Origin of the sequence: Streptomyces sp. NPDC051041, assembly GCF_044456065.1 — a bacterium.
Classification (GTDB): Bacteria; Actinomycetota; Actinomycetes; order Streptomycetales; family Streptomycetaceae; genus Streptomyces; species Streptomyces glaucus.
In genome coordinates, this window is the sequence record NZ_JBITFM010000005.1 from 1 (window position 1) to 18,427 (window position 18,427).

The 18,427-nt window shown below is 73.2% G+C and carries 18 protein-coding genes and 2 pseudogenes; 11 read left to right on the top strand and 9 right to left on the bottom strand.

Annotated features, from left to right (window positions below; all coding sequences use genetic code 11):
• Window positions 1–131 precede the first annotated feature (131 nt).
• On the bottom strand, window positions 132–401 hold the full coding sequence (locus ACIBAI_RS10670; protein WP_399032909.1) for a DUF6284 family protein: 270 nt from the start codon (window positions 399–401) through the stop codon (window positions 132–134).
• A gap of 434 nt (window positions 402–835) precedes the next feature.
• On the opposite strand from ACIBAI_RS10670, the gene ACIBAI_RS10675 reads away from it, so the two are divergent.
• The 3 genes from ACIBAI_RS10675 (at window position 836) to ACIBAI_RS10685 (ending at window position 3,436) form a co-directional block, all read left to right on the top strand.
• Complete coding sequence (locus ACIBAI_RS10675) at window positions 836–1,630, top strand: GntR family transcriptional regulator (protein WP_344601664.1); 795 nt, start codon at window positions 836–838, stop codon at window positions 1,628–1,630.
• Window positions 1,627–2,292: a YdcF family protein gene (locus ACIBAI_RS10680; RefSeq protein ID WP_399032912.1), complete on the top strand. Its 666-nt coding sequence runs from the start codon at window positions 1,627–1,629 to the stop codon at window positions 2,290–2,292. Before ACIBAI_RS10675 ends, ACIBAI_RS10680 begins: the two co-directional genes overlap by 4 nt.
• A gap of 898 nt (window positions 2,293–3,190) precedes the next feature.
• Window positions 3,191–3,436 (top strand): hypothetical protein, encoded by a 246-nt coding sequence (locus tag ACIBAI_RS10685; RefSeq protein ID WP_399033470.1) that lies wholly within the window; start codon window positions 3,191–3,193, stop codon window positions 3,434–3,436.
• 339 nt (window positions 3,437–3,775) lie between these two features.
• Here the strand turns inward: ACIBAI_RS10685 and ACIBAI_RS10690 are convergent.
• Window positions 3,776–3,927: pseudogene (locus ACIBAI_RS10690) on the bottom strand (IS5/IS1182 family transposase); the annotation flags it as partial.
• Between the two features lie 1,205 nt (window positions 3,928–5,132).
• On the opposite strand from ACIBAI_RS10690, the gene ACIBAI_RS10695 reads away from it, so the two are divergent.
• From ACIBAI_RS10695 to ACIBAI_RS10705, 3 genes are all read left to right on the top strand, one after another.
• On the top strand, window positions 5,133–5,492 hold the full coding sequence (locus tag ACIBAI_RS10695) for an AraC family transcriptional regulator (RefSeq protein WP_344601669.1): 360 nt from the start codon (window positions 5,133–5,135) through the stop codon (window positions 5,490–5,492).
• Window positions 5,493–5,568: 76 nt separating this feature from the next.
• Complete coding sequence (locus tag ACIBAI_RS10700; RefSeq protein WP_399032914.1) at window positions 5,569–5,979, top strand: VOC family protein; 411 nt, start codon at window positions 5,569–5,571, stop codon at window positions 5,977–5,979.
• Between the two features lie 384 nt (window positions 5,980–6,363).
• Window positions 6,364–6,708 carry a hypothetical protein gene (locus tag ACIBAI_RS10705; protein WP_399032916.1) on the top strand — a complete coding sequence of 115 codons (345 nt, stop codon included), beginning with the start codon at window positions 6,364–6,366 and terminating at the stop codon, window positions 6,706–6,708.
• Window positions 6,709–6,878: 170 nt separating this feature from the next.
• On the opposite strand, the gene ACIBAI_RS10710 is transcribed toward ACIBAI_RS10705, so the two are convergent.
• Entirely contained in the window at window positions 6,879–7,862 is a 984-nt protein-coding gene (locus ACIBAI_RS10710; protein WP_399032918.1) for a zinc-binding dehydrogenase, read from the bottom strand.
• Between the two features lie 62 nt (window positions 7,863–7,924).
• The gene (locus tag ACIBAI_RS10715; protein ID WP_399032919.1) at window positions 7,925–9,085 is read right to left on the bottom strand and encodes an FAD-dependent oxidoreductase; all 1,161 of its coding nucleotides are present in this window, start codon (window positions 9,083–9,085) and stop codon (window positions 7,925–7,927) included.
• 139 nt (window positions 9,086–9,224) lie between these two features.
• Between ACIBAI_RS10715 and ACIBAI_RS10720 the strand changes: the two genes are divergently transcribed.
• A complete protein-coding gene (locus tag ACIBAI_RS10720) occupies window positions 9,225–9,902 on the top strand; it encodes a pentapeptide repeat-containing protein (protein ID WP_399032921.1) in 678 nt (225 codons plus the stop codon).
• 21 nt (window positions 9,903–9,923) lie between these two features.
• On the opposite strand, the gene ACIBAI_RS10725 is transcribed toward ACIBAI_RS10720, so the two are convergent.
• Window positions 9,924–10,424: a hypothetical protein gene (locus tag ACIBAI_RS10725; protein ID WP_344601679.1), complete on the bottom strand. Its 501-nt coding sequence runs from the start codon at window positions 10,422–10,424 to the stop codon at window positions 9,924–9,926.
• Window positions 10,425–10,430: 6 nt separating this feature from the next.
• Here ACIBAI_RS10725 and ACIBAI_RS10730 point away from each other — a divergent pair, with 6 nt between their 5' ends.
• The gene (locus ACIBAI_RS10730; RefSeq protein WP_399032923.1) at window positions 10,431–11,885 is read left to right on the top strand and encodes a M1 family metallopeptidase; all 1,455 of its coding nucleotides are present in this window, start codon (window positions 10,431–10,433) and stop codon (window positions 11,883–11,885) included.
• A gap of 142 nt (window positions 11,886–12,027) precedes the next feature.
• Here the strand turns inward: ACIBAI_RS10730 and ACIBAI_RS10735 are convergent, their stop codons facing one another.
• A complete protein-coding gene (locus tag ACIBAI_RS10735) occupies window positions 12,028–12,603 on the bottom strand; it encodes a TerD family protein (protein WP_344601683.1) in 576 nt (191 codons plus the stop codon).
• A gap of 161 nt (window positions 12,604–12,764) precedes the next feature.
• Between ACIBAI_RS10735 and arfB the strand changes: the two genes are divergently transcribed.
• Window positions 12,765–13,217, top strand: a complete 453-nt coding sequence (gene arfB / locus ACIBAI_RS10740) for an alternative ribosome rescue aminoacyl-tRNA hydrolase ArfB (protein ID WP_399032926.1) — start codon at window positions 12,765–12,767, stop codon at window positions 13,215–13,217.
• Window positions 13,218–13,235: 18 nt separating this feature from the next.
• Here arfB and ACIBAI_RS10745 read toward each other — a convergent pair whose 3' ends face one another.
• Window positions 13,236–13,820: a flavin reductase family protein gene (locus tag ACIBAI_RS10745; protein ID WP_399032928.1), complete on the bottom strand. Its 585-nt coding sequence runs from the start codon at window positions 13,818–13,820 to the stop codon at window positions 13,236–13,238.
• 372 nt (window positions 13,821–14,192) lie between these two features.
• Here ACIBAI_RS10745 and cdgB point away from each other — a divergent pair, with 372 nt between their 5' ends.
• Both cdgB and ACIBAI_RS10755 read left to right on the top strand, forming a co-directional pair.
• Complete coding sequence (gene cdgB, locus ACIBAI_RS10750) at window positions 14,193–15,854, top strand: diguanylate cyclase CdgB (RefSeq protein WP_399032930.1); 1,662 nt, start codon at window positions 14,193–14,195, stop codon at window positions 15,852–15,854.
• 119 nt (window positions 15,855–15,973) lie between these two features.
• Window positions 15,974–16,897, top strand: coding sequence for a CBM35 domain-containing protein (locus tag ACIBAI_RS10755; RefSeq protein WP_399032931.1), 924 nt, complete (start codon window positions 15,974–15,976; stop codon window positions 16,895–16,897).
• Window positions 16,898–17,006: 109 nt separating this feature from the next.
• On the opposite strand, the pseudogene ACIBAI_RS10760 reads toward ACIBAI_RS10755, so the two are convergent.
• Window positions 17,007–17,180 (bottom strand): annotated as a pseudogene (locus tag ACIBAI_RS10760) (IS1380 family transposase); the annotation flags it as partial.
• Window positions 17,181–17,478: 298 nt separating this feature from the next.
• A complete protein-coding gene (locus tag ACIBAI_RS10765) occupies window positions 17,479–18,408 on the bottom strand; it encodes a 1-phosphofructokinase family hexose kinase (protein WP_399032933.1) in 930 nt (309 codons plus the stop codon).
• Window positions 18,409–18,427 lie beyond the last annotated feature (19 nt).

The following is an 18,427-nucleotide window of genomic DNA, read 5'->3' on the forward strand; positions in this document are numbered from 1 at the left end:
CGCCCGTGGCCAGCATCGGCACGAACGCAGCGGTCAGCACCCCGACTTGTACGCGGGTCAGCTTCGCGCCGGTCATCGGGCACCCCCGGCGGTGAGCAGGGCGCCGCCGGTCATGGTCAGGTCGGTGGCGCTCACGCGGCACCTCCGGACAGGCTCGCGCCGGCGGTGCGGTTGACCAGCGCGACCCGCGCGGCGAGCGCCCGGCGGCGGGCCCGGCGGATACGCCGCTCGTCCAGCTCGGACGGGACGCGGTCCAGGGTCATGATGTGTGCGTCGAGCAGGTCGACGTCCGCCAGGATGACGGGCATCTCCCGCTCGATCGCGTCCAGCTCCGCAGCCGTCGGCTCCATGAAGTCGGCGAACGCGGTAACAGCGTCCTGAACAGTGACAATGTGCTCCATTGGGTCGTGTTCCTCTCGAAGGGTGAACGGCCCGAACGCGGCTCCCGGGGTGCCACCCCGGAGCCGCTCGCCGTCGGAGTCGATTCCGGCTCCCCTCGGCGCTGCTCGTGCGAGACGAGCAGCGGAGGCAACCGGCCGCAGCAGGTGAGCTGCGGAGAGGTTGAAGAGCGCACGGGCGCCGTAGCCCCGTGCCGACCGCCTTATCGGAGGAGGCGGCGACCTCATCACGCTGTTGAGTTATCAACCAACCGGCGCTTCCTTCGTAGTCACCCCTGCGGGCTTTCCTCCGGGCGCTTTCGCGCAGCTCAAAGAACCGCGATCCGCTCGCTGTCCTAGGACTGCGGAGCACTTGAGAAGACAATGGCGCACAGTCCCAGGACTGTCAACAGTCCTGGGACTGTGTTTCACTGGTCGATGTCGACGGGAGGTCTTGCATGGCGCCGAAGTGGCGGGAGCTTGCGGATCGGATCGCTGAGAAGATCCGGTCCGGCGAATACGCCCCGGGCGAGCAATTGCCGCAGATCAGGGACTTGGTTGAAGCCGGTGAGGGGTCCAAGTCCACTGTTCACGCGGCCTACAAGGCGCTGGAGGCCGAAGGGCTGGTGACGTCTTCGCGTGGCCACGGCACAGTCGTCCGTGACCGGCCGCCGCTCAAGCGACTCGGTATCGAGCGATACGACAAGGCGAAGTGGAGGGACGGCGACGAAGTCGCGTTCATCGCCGACCGCGTGGCGTCCGGTCGCTCCTACCGGCGTAATGAGCAGACGCAGACGGTCAGCAAGGTCCCGGCACCAGCCGTAGTGGCGGCCGCGCACGGCCTACCCGAAGGTGCTGAGGTCTACGCCCGTGCGCGGCTGGTCAAAGAGGGCACGCAGCCTACGCACACGCTGACCAGCTACTACCGTCCGGAACACGTGGAAGGAACGCGGATTGTCGATCCGTCTCCGGGACCGGCCGGCAGGGGCGGAGGGTTCCGTGTGCTCTACGACGCCGGATACGAGATCGACCACATGCGCGAGACGCTGTTCGCGCGAGTGCCCACCGCAGAAGAGGCACAGCTCCTACAGCTCGCGCCTGGTGAGTGGGTGGTCGAGCTGCACCGTACGACGTTCACGGCTGACGGCACGGTCGTCGAATTCGCCCTCGGTGTGCACGCGGCCACTCGCTTCTCGTGGACGTACGACTTCAAGGTGCCCGACTCGGCAGCGGAAGGCGGAGCGAAGAAGTGATCTCGCAGCAGTCATGGGAGGACGCGCGCCGTCTCTGGGACTTCCAGCAGATGGGGCATCGGGTGCGCCCGTGTTCGGTGGCCATCGGTCTGGGCAGTCACGATCTCGGAGTCGCCGACACTACGGCTTCCCTGTACCACCGGGGCATGGCCCCACTGGTTGTCTTCACCGGGGCCACCAGCAGGACGACCCGTGAGCGGATGCCGCGCGGCGAGGCGGAGCACTACCGAGAGCGGGCCATCGACCTCGGCGTGCCGGCGAACGCCATCCTCGTGGAGCCCAACGCCCGGAACACCGGGGAGAACATCACGTTCTCGCGTGCGCTGCTCGCCGACCGCGGTACCCACGTCACGTCAGCTCTGCTCGTCTGCAAGCCGTATGAGGAGCGGCGGGCGTACGGGACGGCGCGGAAGCTCTGGCCCGACGTGGAATGGGTCTGCGCTTCCGCGCCGATGGCCTTCATGGAGTACATCGATTCCATCGGCGATGCGCGCCTGGTCATTGACATGCTCGTCGGGGCGCAGCAACGGCTGATGGTCTATCCGGAGCAAGGGTTCATGATCCGGCAGGACATCCCGGCTGATGTCGAGGCGGCGTATCACCGGCTCGTCTCCGCTGGCTTCACGAGCCGTCTCGTCCCGGTGCCCGCAGCGCGCGACTGACGGCAGAGTTTGACGGCAACACCGGCGCACGCTGCCGCACCGGGAGAGCCTGCCGCGCACTCCTCCCGGCAGGCTGAGGAATCGAACGGCTGGCCCCTCAGTCGGTGGCCGGAACTTGTAAAGCGAAGGTCGTCGGTTCGAATCCGACAGGGGGCTCTCCCACTGAACAGCGCGAACGCCCCGGCCGGTGATCGGTCCGGGGCGTTCGGCGTCCACGGGTGACATCGGCCCGGGCGGTCGGTCACGGCCGAGGCGGCGCCTGAGCGGGCGGTCCGTGCGGCGGATGGCCGCGCGCCGGGGGTCCGACGCCACGTGCGGGTGGACGTCCGTCGTGATGCTGATCCGGCTGTGCCCCAGGACCTCCAGCACGACGCGGGGGCGCGGCACCGGCCGCGGTCAGGAGCGTGGCGCAGCCGTGCCGGGCGTCGTGCGGACGGATGCGCCGAGGACCGGCGGCGTCGGTGACGCGGAGGAACGACCGGTTGGCGTTCCGCGGGTCGATCGGGCGGCCGGTGCGGGTGGTGAGGACGTACGAGGACGGGGGGAGCGCGACTCCCCTGCGCCGCGCCGCCTCGGCCTGCCGCATCCGGTGCCGGCGGAGCGCCGCGCGGCAGATCAGGGGGAGGGCGCGGGGCGCGCCCGGTGAAGGCCGGCCGGCCGCATGGGGTCGGAACATGTCGTGGCCGGGGTGGTCGGCTCCGCGGCTCGGGGCAGCCGCTTCGGGACGGGCCTCTGAGATCACGGCCCCGACGCCGTGTTCTACCGGGCAGGTCCACGGACTGCCCGACGCGTTGGAGACTTACGGGCCATGATTACTCGCCCCGGAGCGCTTCAGCCCGAAGCCGCTCCGCCGGCCTCGACCTCAGGAGAACGTGTGAGACGCCTGCCCGTGACCGCCGTGACTCTCTTGTCGGCTGCCCTGCTCGCAGCGTGCGCCCAGGGAGAGCCCAAGCCGACACACCCCACGAGGTCGGCGGCGGAGGCAGCTTGGCACACGAGCACCCCGGAGCAACGCCGGGCGTACTGCGATGCCTACAGCAAGCACGACCCGCAGCACCCCATTGAAGTTCCCACGCACCAGTCAGCGGAAACGAACGAGGAGTTCGCCGACGACTTCTACGAAGTGCTGAAGAAGCAGTGCTGAACCCGCGGGAACGGCGCACAGGCGCTGTCTTCGGAAGCGGCGGCGGGCGAGTGCCGGAGCTTTTGCCCGTCCTGGGCGGTCTCCGGGTCGTCCGAGGCGGACCGGCGTTGACGGACGAGGACCACTGGTCACGGCGTTCACGCGGGTCACACGGTCGGCTACGGTGACTGGCCGCACATGAGCGAATCGGGTCACCGTTTCGGAAGAACTGGCAGCAGGCCCGTCGAGAGGGAGCCGGCCGGCTGACACCAACAGGTGCGGGCAGCGCCGGCCACCGCCGAACGGCGACGGGCGATCAGCCGAGAAGGGCTTTCCACCCTCGGTCCGAGCCGGCCAGATCAGGCAGAGGACGGCTTGGGCGAGGCTCGTGACGCGGGTGGTCGAGCACCGCGGTTTGCGGAGCCGCCGGGACTCGAGGGTGGCGACGGCCTGCTCGACGGGGGGCGCGGATCCTCGCGGTGGGGCCGGTTGGCCGCCTGCCGGCCGACGCTCGGGCGCCGCCGGCGGGTACCGAGCTCCCGGCGGTGTCGGCGGAACTCGGCGGACAGGAAACGCAGGGCGGAGCCGGACACGCCGACGCCCGGCGGGTGGACAAGCACACGAAGCTCCGGCGGAGCCGGATTTCCTGGTCGAAAACCCACCCACCAGGGGCCTCACCCGTCTGTCAGCCAACCGTCCGACCCGGCCGGCAGGTCGGGGACCGCTCACTGCGACCGAGTCGGCGGGCCTTTCGCTCGGCCGGCCGGCCGGGCGCCGGCGCCGGTTGAGACGGCCGGGGCTGTTAGTGGCCGGTGGCAGGATCGCCGGCATGAACTCTGTTCGCGCCACTCCGCCGCGGCCGGTCGATGTCGCCGCGGTTTTCCCTGAGTTGGCTCCGTTGGCGCGGGCGGCGATTCGGCTGCATCCCCGTGCCGGGTCGCCTTCGGTGTTCGAGAGTTCGGTTGGGGGGCCGTTGCTGTGGCCCGCTGACGAGCCGTGGCCGCACTGCGACGGCTCGCACCTGGACAGTGGTACATCCACGTCCCTTGCGGCAGTAAGGCTGGAGCGGCGCAGGCGGGCCCGACTGCATCGTGACCCCCATGGTCCTCGGTACACGCCCGAGGAGGAGGCGGTCAGGGAGCGAAACGACGCGGTGTTCATGGAGCGCCTTGACGCCGGCCCCCCGTGGCCCGCGGAGTGCCCCGTCCCCATGCTGCCGGTGGCCCAGCTGTATCTGCGCGACATACCCCTGCTGCGTCCGCCCGGCCGGAGCGATCTGCTCCAGGTTCTCTGGTGCCCCTACGACCACGAACCGGATTGCAAGCCCGCGACCGCGCTGTTCGGGCGGTCCGCCGCCGCGGTCGTCGACGTCCTCGCCGCACCACCGGAACCGTATGAGACGGCCTGCGACGGAGATCGAAGGCGCCGGACCGCCCCTCCGTGCCCCCGTCACCGGGGCCGCGCGCCGTCGCCCGCCCGCGCCCGTGAGGAGGCGAGGGCCAGGCCGGGGCTGGGCCAAGGCGATACGGCCGGGGTCGGAACGGTGCCTCCGGCGGGGGACCGGCCGGCACCGGGATGTGGAGAGCGCCGTTCCCGGCCGCGGGTCCGCTGTGGTGCGCGCGGGGGAGTGCCGGAAGGTCCGCCACCCGGGGCCTGCCCGGGTGGACCGTGATGAGATGGTGCCGTGAGCCGCGCCGTGGAAGAGACCAATCGCCGTATGCTCCGAGCGCGTGACGTGATGGACCGTGACTACGCGCAGCCGCTGGACGTCCCCGCCCTGGCCCGCATCGCACATGTGTCGCCGGCGCATTTCACGCGGACCTTCCGGGCCACGTTCGGCGAGACACCGCACCGCTACCTGCAGCGCCGCCGCGTGGAACGGGCGATGTTCCTGCTGCGGGAGACCGACCACAGCGTGACGGACATCAGCTTCGAGGTCGGTTTCACCAGCCCGGGCACCTTCAGCCGCACGTTCCGCGACATCGTCGGCCGGTCGCCGCGGGCGTACCGCAAGGAAGCGGTCGCCGCGGGCGTACCGACGTGCTTCACGATGGCGTGGGCCCGTCCGCATACCTGACCGGCCGACAGAACGCCCTGGCAACCGAGCAGTTTTGGATAAGTTTCCAACCCGGCCGGTCGTTAGGGTCGGTGTCATGTTCAACGCCATCACGCAGTCACAGATATACGTCCTCGACCAGGACGAGGCCATCGACTTCTACGTCGGCAAGCTCGGCCTGGAGATCACCGCGGACGTCGACATGGGGTTCATGCGCTGGCTGACCGTCAGCGTCCCCGGCCACCCCGAGCGACAGATCCTTCTGGAGAAGCCGGGCGCGCCGGCGATGTCGGAGGAGACAGCGGAGCAGGTGCGCGAACTGGTGACCAAGGGGGCCATGGGCGGCTGGCTCATCTTCACCACGGACGACTGCCGCAAGACCTACGAGACGCTGCTCGGGAAGGGGGTGGAGTTCACCGAGGAACCCACCGAGCGTCCGTACGGGATCGATTGCGGTCTGCGCGACCCCTTCGGCAACCGCATCCGCTTCACCCAGCCGAAGGTCTGAGAACACTCCGGCACTTGACTGCACCCGTTCGAGAACGGACGACAAAGGCGCACGACCTCATGGGCCCACAGCGGCGCACGCCTGCCTGGTCGGCCGTGGTGCCCGCCGTCGCGGCGGCGCAGGGGCCGGCTCCGTCCCCGGGACGAGCCGGCCCGGACAGGCCGAACGCGTAAGGCGAAGGCCGGCGGTTCGCATCCGGCCGGGGGCTCGGCCACGGCCCAGGACGGACCCGCTTGCGGCCTCGGCTCATCTCTGCCGCCGCGGCCACCCTCGGACGTCCGAGGTTCCCGCCCCGGCTCCCGCGCCCTTCACTGGGGGGTGGCAGGTGCGCAGCCCTTCACCGGGAGGGCGGGCGCACACGGAGACGAGCTCACGGGGGCAGAGATGAACCGCGGGAAGAACCTCCTCATGGCCGGGCTGGCGACCGCCGTCTCGGCGCTGTTCCTCACCGTCGGCGGCCCGGCCGGTCCGGCGCAGGCCGCGCCGGCCGGGACGCGGGCGGTCGACTGCGACGGCTGGGTGCACCACAACAACCCGGACCACGGCATCGCGGGCTGCCGGAACAACACCGGCCGCACCATCACCTTCCGCGCCGAGGTGGTCTGCGGCCGGGCCCCGGACGTCTCGGGCCAGTGGGTGACGCTGGCGCCGGGGCGGTACGGGGAGTCCTCCGGGGTCTGCGCGTTCTACAGCTCCGGGGTCGGCCGCGTGGGCTGGACCATCCAGTGAGGTGATCCGGCACGGGGCCGGCGCTCCCGGGGCGCCGGCCCCCGCGCGCGACCTGGCGCGGCTCGACCCGGGCGGGGCGGGGCGCGGGGTGTGCGGCCGCGCGGGGCGCCGGGGCCTCGCGGCCGCCCGGCCTGCGGTCCGGGTGGCCGGGCGGCGCCGAGCGTGCCGGGTCAGGGCTCCAGGACGACCTTGCCGGTGGTGCCCCGGGTCTCCAGCGCGCGGTGGGCGGCGGCGGCCTCGGCGAGCGGGAAGCGCTGCACGGCCGGGGTGAGGCGGCCCTCGGCGGCCTCGGTGAGGGCGCGCAGCTCCAGGGTGCGCATCGGGTCGGGTCCGCCGGCCCTCTCCAGCATCACGGGGCCGAGGACCTGCTGGGAGACGCCCTCGACGAGGTGGGGCCGCCCCTCGTCGCGGATGCCCTGGCTGGACCAGCCGAAGACGAGGTGCCTGCCGGCGGGCCCGAGCAGGGCGACGGCCTCGCGGGCGCTCCGGCCGCCGACGCCGTCGAAGACCACGGTGGCGGCCCGGCCGCCGAGGTGGGCGCGGACCTTGTCCGGCCAGTCCGGGTCCCGGTAGTCGACGGCGAGGTCGGCGCCGTTGGCCCGCACGCGGGCGGTCTTCTCCGGGCCGCCGGCGAGACCGACGACGGTGGCGCCGGCGTTCTTGGCGTACTGCACCAGGAGGGTGCCGAGGCCGCCCGCCGCGGCCAGGACGACGGCGACCGCGTCCGGGCCCAGCTCGGCGAACTGCACGATCCCCATCGCCGTACGGCCCGTGCCGATCATGGCGACGGCGGCGGCGAAGTCCAGGCCGGCCGGGATCTCGTGCAGGCGGCCGGCGTCGGTGACGGCGAGTTCGGCGTAGCCGCCGGGGGCGAGGCCGAGGTGGGCGACGACACGCCGGCCGAGCCAGTGGTCGGCCACGCCCGCGCCGAGGGACTCGACGACGCCCGCCACCTCCCGGCCGGGAACGGTGGGCAGGGCGGGCAGTTCGGGCAGAGGGCCCCGGAAGCCCTGGCGCAGGGCGGTGTCGAGGAGGTGGACGCCGGCCGCGCGGACGGCGACGCGGACCTGGCCGGGGCCCGGCCGCGGGTCCGGCACCTCCTCGTAGGCGAGGTTCTCGGCCGGGCCGAAGGCGTGCAGGCGGATGGCGTGCATGGAGTCCCCCCGGAAGTGCGCCGTGTGCGGTCTGCGTGGTGTGCCTGCGCCATTCTTCTTCCTCAAGTCCGCTTGAGGTCAAGGGCGGTCCGGCCCAGCGCGAGGGACACCGCGGTCAGGGCGCTGTTGAAGGAGACCTCCGACAGCACACCGGGGGCCGCGACCTGGTCGCCGGCGAGGTAGACGCCGTCGCCGCGGTCGACGGCGGGCCGGTCGCGCCAGGTGGCGCCGGGCGGGTCGACGGCGCCGGTGCGGCCGTTCGCGACGGCCTCGCGCCGCCAGGTCACGCGCTCGTGCCAGCCCGGGAAGCCCAGGTCCAGCAGTTGCTCGGCGCGGGCGGTCCCGTCGGCCCCCGACTCGTGCGGGGCGAGCGGGATCTGCCCCTGGACCAGCTGCTCGCCGGCCGGGGCGAGGGTGCGGTCCTGCGCGGTGGACCGCTCCAGCCAGCCCGGCGCGTCCAGGTCGGAGACGACGAAGGCGTCCCCGCGCCGGGTCCGCACGGCGAGGTCGACCAGGGCGGCCCGGCCGCTCGGCCAGGTCAGGGAGGCGTCCTGGAGCAGGCGGCGGGCTGCGTCCAGGGAGGTGGCGACGACGACCGGGGCGCCGGCGGGGAGGGCGTCGACCCGGGACCGGGTCTCGATGCGGACACCCAGGTTCCGGGCGTGGGTGGCCATCCGGTCGACGAGGGCGCCCCAGCCGCCGCGCGGGTAGTGCGCCTCGGGCGGCAGCCTGGTCGCGCGCCGCAGCCGCTCCTGCACGAACGCGGCGGACAGCGACCCGGGGTCGTGGTGGAAGAGGGCGACGGCCGCGTAGTGCGCGGCCGCCCGGGCGCCCTCCTCGCCGGCGACGCCGGCGGCCCAGGTGAGGAAGTCGGCGTCGACGGGGGCGGGTCCGGTCCCGCGGCGCAGCAGCCGGAGCATCGCCAGGGGCGGGGTGCGGCGCAGGACGCCGCGGTGCCGGAGCCGGAACCGGGCCGCCGCCCACGGGGGCAGGGGCGCGAGCGGCCCGATCAGGCCGCGCCGCCTGAGCCAGGTCCAGTGCGGGCCGCCGCTGTAGAGGGCGTGCGGGCCCTCGTTCGTCCGGTATGGGCCCTGGGCGGTGCGCGCCCGTCCGCCCAGGGTGTGGTGGGCCTCGTGGACGGTGACCGCGGCGCCCGCCTCCGCGGCGGCGATGGCGGCGGTGAGCCCGGCGAAACCGCCGCCGACGACGGTGAGGTGAGGCATGGCGGGAATCCCCCTGTCGTGCTGGTCGCCTCGGATTTCCTGCTTCGCCGGGACGACGGTCCGGCCGCGCGGAATGTGACACGGCCGGTGTTCGCGCAGACCGGCGGCGACTGTCGGAGGCGGGGTGCAGCATGGGGCCATGACGAGGAGAGCGACGGCGGGCGGCAGGGGTGCGCGGGCGGCGCGGCGGCCGGAGCTGCGGCTGCCCCCGCTCCGGCCGTACGACGGGGGACTGGAGCCGGACGGGGACTACGACGGGCTGGACTTCCGCCGGGCGGACCTCACCGGGCAGGACGGCGCGGGCGCCCGCTTCCTGGACTGCGCGCTGACGGGGTGCGCGCTGGACGGGACGCGGCTGCCGCACGCCCGCCTGCTGGACTCGGTCCTCACCGGCGTGCGCGGGGTCGGCACCGACCTCGCCGAGGCGACGCTGCGGGACGTCGAACTGGCCGACGCCCGCCTCGGCGGCACCCGGCTGCACGGGGCCGCGCTGGAGCGCGTGCTGATCCGCGGCGGCAGGATCGACTACGTGAACCTGCGCGCGGCCCGTCTGACGGACGTCGTCTTCGAGGACTGCGTCCTGGTGGAGCCGGACTTCGGCGACGCCCGCCTGGAGCGGGTCGGGTTCGCCGGCTGCACGCTCAGGGGCGCCGACTTCCACGCGGCGACCCTGACCGACGTCGACCTGCGCGGCGCCGCCGCGCTGGACCTCGCGCGGGGCGTGGACCGGCTGGCGGGAGCGGTGATCAGCCCGGCCCAGCTGGTGGATCTGGCACCGGTGTTCGCGGCGGCGCTGGGGGTGCGGGTGGAGGGGTGAGGGCGCCGGCGGGCGGGGCGCTCACGGCACGCGCGGGAAGCGGGCCTGGAGGGTCCAGACCGCGGGGTTCTCGCCCAGGTCCTCGTGCAGGTCGATCAGGTCGGCGAGCAGGTCGTGCAGGAAGTCGCGGGCCTCGCGGCGCAGCTCCCCGTGGGAGAACGTCAGGGGCGGTTCGGCCGGCGGCAGCCACTCCGCCTCGATGTCCACCCAGCCGAAGCGGCGCTCGAACAGCAGGCGGTCGGTGGACTCGGTGAAGTCCAGCTCCGCGTGGCGCGGCCGGGCGGCGCGGGAGCCGGCCGGGTCGCGGTCGAGGTGCTCCACGATGTCGCACAGGGCCCAGGCGAAGTCCAGCACCGGCACCCACCCCCAGGCGGTGGAGATCTCCCGGTCCGTCTCGGTGTCGGCGAGGTACACGTCGCCGCAGAACAGGTCGTGGCGCAGGGCGTGGACGTCCGCGCGGCGGTAGTCCGTCTGCGGGGGGTCCGGGAAGCGGGTGGAGAGGGCGTAGCCGATGTCGAGCACGTAGTGATGGTGTCACGCCCGCCTAGGATCGCGACCGTGTCCCGATCCGCGCCCCTCGCCCCGGCCGAGTCCGCCCCCTTCCGGCTCCCGCGCCTGGCCGCCGTCCGCGTCCTGCTGGTGTGCGCGCTGACGGCGTGCGGCGGCGGCGCTGTCGACGGCACCCCCGGCGGCACCGGCGTGCGCGACCCGTACTTCCCGAAGGCGGGCAACGGCGGCTACGACGTCGCCCACTACGCCCTGGACCTCTCCTACACCCCCGGCAGCCGCCGCCTCACCGGCACGGCGACCCTCACCGCCCGCGCCACGCGGGACCTGTCCGCCCTCAGCCTCGACCTGAAGGGCCTGGACGTCGGGCGGGTCACCGTCGACGGCCGGGAGGCCCGGTGGAACCGCGCCGGCCAGGAGCTGACCGTCCGCCCCGCCGACGACCTCGGCGAGGGCCGCACCTTCCGGGTGACCGTCCGCTACTCCGGGGTCCCGGAGACGATCACCGACCCGGACGGCTCCGCGGAGGGCTGGCTGCCCACCGCGGACGGGGCGCTGGCGCTGGGCGAGCCGACGGGCTCGATGGCGTGGTTCCCCGGCAACCACCACCCGTCCGACAAGGCGTCGTACGACATCTCCGTCACCGTGCCGCGGGGCCTGCGGGCCGTGTCCAACGGGGAGCCGCGGGGCGAGACGAGCGCCCGGGGCCGCACCACCTTCCGCTGGCGGGCGGCCGAGCCGATGGCGAGCTACGCCGCCACGGTCGCGATCGGCGACTTCGCCGTCCGCCGCACCACGACCGGCAGGGGGCTGCCCGTGTACGTCGCCGTCGATCCGCGGCAGGCCGCCGCCGCCCGGGCCGTGCTCGCGCGGATCCCGGACGTCGTGGAATGGGCGGAGGACCTCTTCGGCCCCTATCCCTTCTCCGCCACGGGCGCGATCGTCGACCGCGCGGGCGACGCCGGATACGCCCTGGAGACCCGGGACCGGCCCTTCTTCCCCGGCGCGCCCGGCCCGCGGCTCCTGGTCCACGAACTCGCCCATCAGTGGTACGGCAACTCCGTCACCCCCCGGACGTGGCGGGACACCTGGCTCAACGAGGGCTTCGCCACGTACGCGGAGTGGCTGTGGGAGGAGGACCACGGCGGCGACACCGCGCAGGAGACCTTCGACGCGCTGTACGCGGCGCCCGGCGACCGGATCTGGGCGTTCCCGCCCGCGCGCCCGGCCGGCGCCGCGCACCTCTTCGACCCGCCCGTCTACCAGCGCGGCGCGATGGTCCTGCACAAGATCCGCCAGGCGGTCGGCGACGACGCCTTCCGCGCCCTGCTGCGCGGCTGGGCCGCCGAGCACCGCCACGGCAACGCGGACACCGGCGACTTCACGGCCTACGTCGAGAAGAGCGCGCCGGGCGAGGACTTCAGCGCGATCTGGGAGGAGTGGCTGTACGGGGAGGGCAGGCCGAAGCGGCCGTGACGGGCCCGGGCGACCGCGTCCGGCCGGGCCCGCCCGCCGCTGCCGGGACGGCGGACCCGCACCGCCCCGTGCGCGGCCCCGCACGCAGGACGACGAGCCCCCGGCCCGGCCGGCCGGGGGCTCGTCGAGGTGCCGGGGTCCGTCAGACGTTCACGCCGAAGTCCTGGGCGATGCCCGCCAGGCCCGAGGCGTAGCCCTGGCCGACCGCGCGGAACTTCCACTCGGCGCCGTTGCGGTACAGCTCGCCGAAGACCATCGCCGTCTCCGTCGCCGCGTCCTCGGACAGGTCGTAGCGGGCGATCTCGGTGCCGCCCGCCTGGTTGACGATGCGGATGTAGGCGTTGCGGACCTGGCCGAAGTTCTGGCCGCGGTTCTCGGCGTCGTAGATGGAGACCGGGAAGACGACCTTGTCGATGTCGGCGGGCAGCGCGGCGAGGTCGACGTTGATCGCCTCGTCGTCGCCGGAGCCCTCGCCCGTGCGGTTGTCGCCGGTGTGGACGATCGTGTTGTCCGGGCTCTGCTTGTTGTTGAAGAAGACGAAGTGGGCGTCCGAGTAGACCCTGCCCTGGGCGTTGACCGCGATCGCGGAGGCGTCGAGGTCGAAGTCGGTTCCGGTGGTGGTGCGGACGTCCCAGCCGAGGCCCACGGTGACGGCGGTCAGGCCCGGAGCCTCCTTGGTGAGCGAGACGTTGCCACCCTTGGACAGGCTTACAGCCATTGTCGGGAGTCCCTTCCCTCGTGTGCGTATGGCAAGAAGCTACAGCTACCCCTAGGAACGCGCCGGGGGGCGCACGGGGTTCCGGGTCCCTTTACTTTCTTTACCCGGCTTCCCCGGCCCGGGGATAATCGGGGTGACGCGCAGCGGCCGGAGCCGGGAACATGGACCCCATGTCCGGTCCCTACCCCATCCGCGGTTCCGTCGTCCTGCCCGAGGCCGAGCTCAGGTGGCGTTTCTCGCGGTCGTCGGGGCCCGGCGGCCAGCACGTCAACACCAGCGACACCCAGGTGGAGCTGGGCTTCGACCTGGCGCGCACCGAGGCGCTGCCCGAGGCGTGGAAGCGGCGGGCGCTGGAGCGGCTGGCCGGCCGCCTGGTGGACGGGGTCGTCACCGTCCGCGCCTCCGAGCACCGCTCGCAGTGGCGCAACCGCGAGGCCGCCGCCGTCCGGCTCGCCGCGCTCCTCGCCGAGGCCACCGCGCCCCCGCCGAAGCCGCGCAGGCCGACCCGCGTCCCGCGCGGCATCAACGAGCGCCGGCTGCGGGAGAAGAAGCAGCGCGCGGAGACCAAGCGGGGCCGCTCCGGCCGCGACTGGACCCGCCGCGACCCCGGTTAGGGCCGCTCCCCGGCCGGCTCACCCCAGGTGCCGGTACCGCCCCCGGAAGTACGTCAGCGGCCCCGCGTCCGCGCTCGGTGTCCGGGCCGCCAGGACGCGGCCGATCACCAGCGTGTGGTCCCCGGCCGGCACCCGCTGCTCGGTGCGGCACTCCAGGGTCGCCAGGGCGCCGTCCACCAGGGGGGCGCCGGTGTGCCCGCCGCGGACGTACCCGAGGTCCTGGAACAGCAGGCGGTCGCTGACGCGGCCCTTCATGGCGAAGCGGCCGGCGATGTGCCGCTGGCTCTCGGAGAGCACGGAGACCGCCCACAGCGGCTGCTCGGCGAGCAGGTCGTCCATGCGGGAGCCCTCGCGCAGGCTGATCAGCACCAGCGGCGGATCGAGGGACACCGAGACGAACGCCGTCGCCGTCATGCCGACGTCCTCGCCGGCCGGCGCCCGGGGATCGTCCGGGTCGAGCGGCGGCTCCTGCGCGGTCACCAGGACCACGCCCGAGGCCAGCCGGGACATGGCGGCGCGGAACTCGTCGTTGCTCACCCCCTCAGCATGCCCGGGGGCGGACGGGGTGATCACCGGGGACGTGACAGGCGGGATGTTCGACACGCCCGGAACGCTAGTCGCCGCCGCCCGCGTGCCGCATCGGGCCCCGGCCCGATCCCGGACCTAGGTCCTCCGCCCGAGAGCGGGGAGCCGGGGCGCCGGGGCGCCGGGGCGGGGAGGCGGGAGGCGCGTACAGACGGCCTCCACACATGACAAAGCCTGTGTTCGGTAAACGCACGGGGAAAACGCAGAAACACCACGCAATTGTTCACGTTTCCATGTGACTTGAGTCACAAGGGGCGAGAATTGTTGACCCTGTGTACCGAGTGGGCAGCGCGCTGTGATTCAGTGGCGGGGAAGCTGCGACGGCATGAGCCGGAACGAGCGCCGAAGAGAACCCTTGATTCGCTGCGAGGTCTCGGGGGGAGGGCGAGCATGGAGACCGAGTCGGAACCTTACGTCCGCCTTGCGGCCCTGCGGCAACTGCACCAGGTCATGGCCGACATGAACACGGCCCGCAGCCTGGCGGACACCCTGCAGACCGTCGCCAACGGCGTCGTCGCCGCCCTCGGGTACGAACTGGCCTGCGTCAACCTCGTGCGCCCCGACGGCGATCTGGTGGTCGCCGCCTTCGCCGGCAACCCCGCCGCCGAGTCCCTGATCACCGGCCGCGTCGGCTCCCGCGAGTCCTGGGAGCGCCGCCTCCGCATGGGCGAGCGGTGGGGCGACCTGGTGTTCATACCCCACACCGAGGGCTGGGTCCTCGACGACGACGACGTCCCGCAGTGGTACACCGACGGGCCCGCGCCCCGCTTCGAGGACGAGTGGCACCCCGCCGACCGGCTCTTCGCGCCCATGTACGCGCCCGGCCCGCAGGGCGGCGGCTCCTCCGGCGAGCTGATCGGCGTGCTGTCCGTGGACCGGCCCCGCAACGGCCGCCGGCCCGGCGCCTGGGGCCGCGAGGCGCTGCAGATGTACGCCTTCCAGGCCGCCATCGCGATCAGCAACGCCCGGCTGCGCGCCAACATGCAGCGCGCCCTGGTCCGTCTGGAGCGCGAGCAGCAGGCCCTGCGGGCCAGCGAGGAGAGCTTCCGGCAGGCCTTCGAGTACGCCCCCTCCGGCATGGCCATCGCCGAGATGGGCGGCGACCAGCACGGCCGGATCCTGCGCACCAACGACGCCCTGTGCCGGCTGCTCGGCCGCCCCGCCTCCGCGATGCGCCGCTACTCCTTCTCCGACCTCGTCCACCCCGAGGACATCGGCACCCTGCTGCGCACCTCCCCCGAGGGCGGCCGCGCCGAGCTGCGCCTGGGCCGCCGCGACGGCACGTACATCTGGGTGTCCCTGCGCAACTCCGTCGTCGCCGACGCCGCGGACGGGCCCCGCTTCCTGCTCACCCACGTCGAGGACATCGAGGAGCGCAAGCGCCGCGAGCTCCAGCTCGCCCACCGCGCCTCCCACGACTCGCTCACCGGCCTGCCGAACTCCGCCGAACTGCGCGCCCGGCTCTCCGCCCGCCTGTGCCAGCGCCCCCACTCCCCGCACCCGGTCGCGATCGACTCGGTGGACGCGGCCTACGGCCACCCCGCCTTCGACGTGGCCGGCCACGGCTTCGACTTCCCGCCGGGCGCGGAGGCGTACGACGGCTACGACCACCATGTGCACACCGTCGCCCCCGCCGACGACCGCGACGACGGCGCCAAGGGACTCGCGGTGCTCTTCTGCGACCTCGACGGCTTCAAGTCGATCAACGACCGGTTCGGGCACAACGCGGGCGACGCCGTGCTCATCGAGGTCGCCCGGCGCCTGAGCAACGGCGTGCGGGAGGGCGACACGGTGGCCCGGCTCGGCGGCGACGAGTTCGTGATCCTCGCCGACGGGCTCGGCCGGGCCGACGCCCAGGACCTCGCCGCCCGGCTGCGCAACGAGATCATCCAGCCGATCCGCGCCGAGGGGCGGGCCGTCCGGGTCGGGGCCAGCTTCGGCATCGGCTGGGCGCACTGCGGCATGACGGCGGACGAAGTGCTGAAGTCCGCTGACGAGCGGATGTACATCGAGAAACGATCTCGTCCCAAACAGCACCGGCGAGCGGGATGAGCCGCAGGTCAGCGCGTTGATGCGGGATGAGTCACCTTTTCCGGCCGACCGGAGCGGGTAGGCTCGCTTGTCTCACACCCGTATCGCATCCGCACCGCACCGACTGAGGAGACCAAGGGATGACGCCCGGCAACAACGGCGCGAGCACGCCCGAGGACGACGACCCGTTCGGCTACCTGTACGCCGACGGACAGGCCAACGGAGCCCAGCCGCCGTCCGGGGGCTACGGCTACCCGAACTCGGTCAACCGGGTGCGTACGGTCGGCACGCGCCAGTACGGCCAGCAGGCTCCCGCCGCGCCGCAGCAGCACGGCGCGTACGGCAGGCCGAACGCGCACTACGCCGCCCCGGAGACGCTCCCCGGCGGCGCCACCGCCGCCCAGCAGCGCCAGCCGTCGCACGGCGGCGGCCGGGGCCGGGGGCCCAACACCAAGGGGTTGCTGATCGGCGCGGTCGCGGTGGTCGCCGCGGTCGTGATCGGCATCGGCGTGGCGATGGTCAGCGGCGACGACGAGGACAAGGGCGGCGGCAACCAGGCGGACGCGACGCCGACCCAGTCCCAGAGCGGCGAGCCGAGCCCGTCGGCGAGCAGCGGTAAGGCGGAGGAAGAGGCCGAACTGCCGGCGATCGATGCAAAGGCGCTCCGCCTGGAAGGCGGAGCGAGCACGGCCTCGGACATCAAGGGAGCGAAGGCCGACGGCGGGATCTACGTGGCAGGTTTCAACCAGGTGGGTGCGAAGGTCACCTGGACCGTCAACGGCATCGAGGAAGCTGGCACATACCGGCTCTACGTGCGTTACAGCATCCCGGGCGTGGACGCCAACGCGACTCTGGTGGTCAACGGCAAGGCAGATGCCCGCCCGCTGAACATGAAGAACTTCGGCGGCTTGCCCAAGGGCGACTGGGAAAAGGGCTGGCAGACCACCTGGGCCAACGTGAACCTCAACAAGGGCACGAACAGCATCGCGGTCGCCTGCAACGAGGGCAACCAGTGTGACGTGATCCTTGATCAGCTGTCACTTGCTGAGGAAACAGGGAACTAGTTGATGTGCCGGCGGCCCCTACCGCAGGGTAGGGGCCGCCGGCACATGATGTTCAACGCGGCACTCGACGTATGGCCATTCCGGGCAGGAATTGAGAAGGGTGTCTCCCTCGAAATTCCCCGAGCCTTGCCCGGCCGGTCAGGGCGAGCATGGGCATCCGGGCCGGCAGGTCCGGCACGATCTCCAGCCCGATGCTGCTCTGCGCCGTGTCGTATGGGGGAAGGACACGCAGGCCGGTCGGACGCGTGGCCCGGATGCGGTCCTCTGCGCGGGCGATCAGCCGCATGCCTTCGGGCCAGCCTTGCGGACCGTTCAAGCCGTACACGGTGACGCCGCCGGAAGCCCCGGTGGTGTCGCAGGGGGCGTAGAGGTTGTACGCCTGCGCCGGGCCGTCGGTCACAGGCGTAGTGAGCAGAGTGGCAGGTCCCGCCTCAGTCGCAGCAAATCGTTTCTTTGCGGGGATTCCTCGCTCATCGGCCTGTGTGAATAGGTCATGCCCTTATCGCGTGGACGAGGCGGGGGCAGAGGGTCATGTATGTCTTGAAATCGCTGTCCCCGCGTGATCGCGCTGATGCAGCGAGTCAGGCCGCGTTCGCCTCCACCGTCACCGCGATCCGGTCCAGCAGATCCCCGTACGCCGCCCGGTCGAACTCGCCGGCCGCCGGGGACAGCACCGTCGCCGCCGACAGGGCGACCGCGCGGGCCAGCCGGTCCGGCCAGGGCAGGTGCTCGACCAGGCCCGCCAGCAGGCCCGCGACGACCGAGTCGCCGGTGTCCGCCGGGTCGCCGTGCGGCCGGGCCGGCGGGGCGGCGCGCCAGCGGCCCTCGGGGGTCGCCGCCAGCAGTCCCTGGGCGCCGAGCGAGGCGACCACGGCCCGGGCGCCGCGCCGCCGGGCGTCCTGCGTGGCCCGCAGCGGCTCGTGCGAGCCGGTCAGCTCGGCCAGCTCCGCCGCGTTCGGCTTGATCACGTCGGGCCGGGCGGCGACCCCGCGCCGCAGCGGCTCCCCGCCGGTGTCCAGCAGCACCGGCACGCCCGCCGCCCGCGCGGTGCGGACCAGCCCGGCGTACGCGCCCACCGGCACGCCCGGCGGCAAACTGCCGCACAGGGCCACCGCGGCGGCGGCCGGGACCAGATCCGCGTACGCCTCCTGGAAGGCGGACCACTCCGCGGGCGTGATCAGCGGGCCCGGTTCGTCGAACCGGGTGGTGTCGCCGGTGCGCCCGTCCACGACGGCTATGGTGCGGCGGGTCGCGCCGCCGACCGGCACGAACGCGTCGACCACCCCCGGCGTCCCGGTCAGCCGCTCCCGTACGACCCGGCCGGTGGCGCCGCCGGCGAAGCCGGTGACCGTCACCTCGTGTCCGAGGGCCGCGAGTGTCCGGGCCGCGGCCAGCCCCTTGCCGCCGGGGCGCTCCGTCACCTCGGAGACCCGGTGGGAGGCGTGCGGCCGCAGGGCCGGTGTGCGGTAGGTGATGTCGAGAGCGGTGTTCAGCGTGACCGTGAGGATCACCTGGGCCGACCTCCCCCGA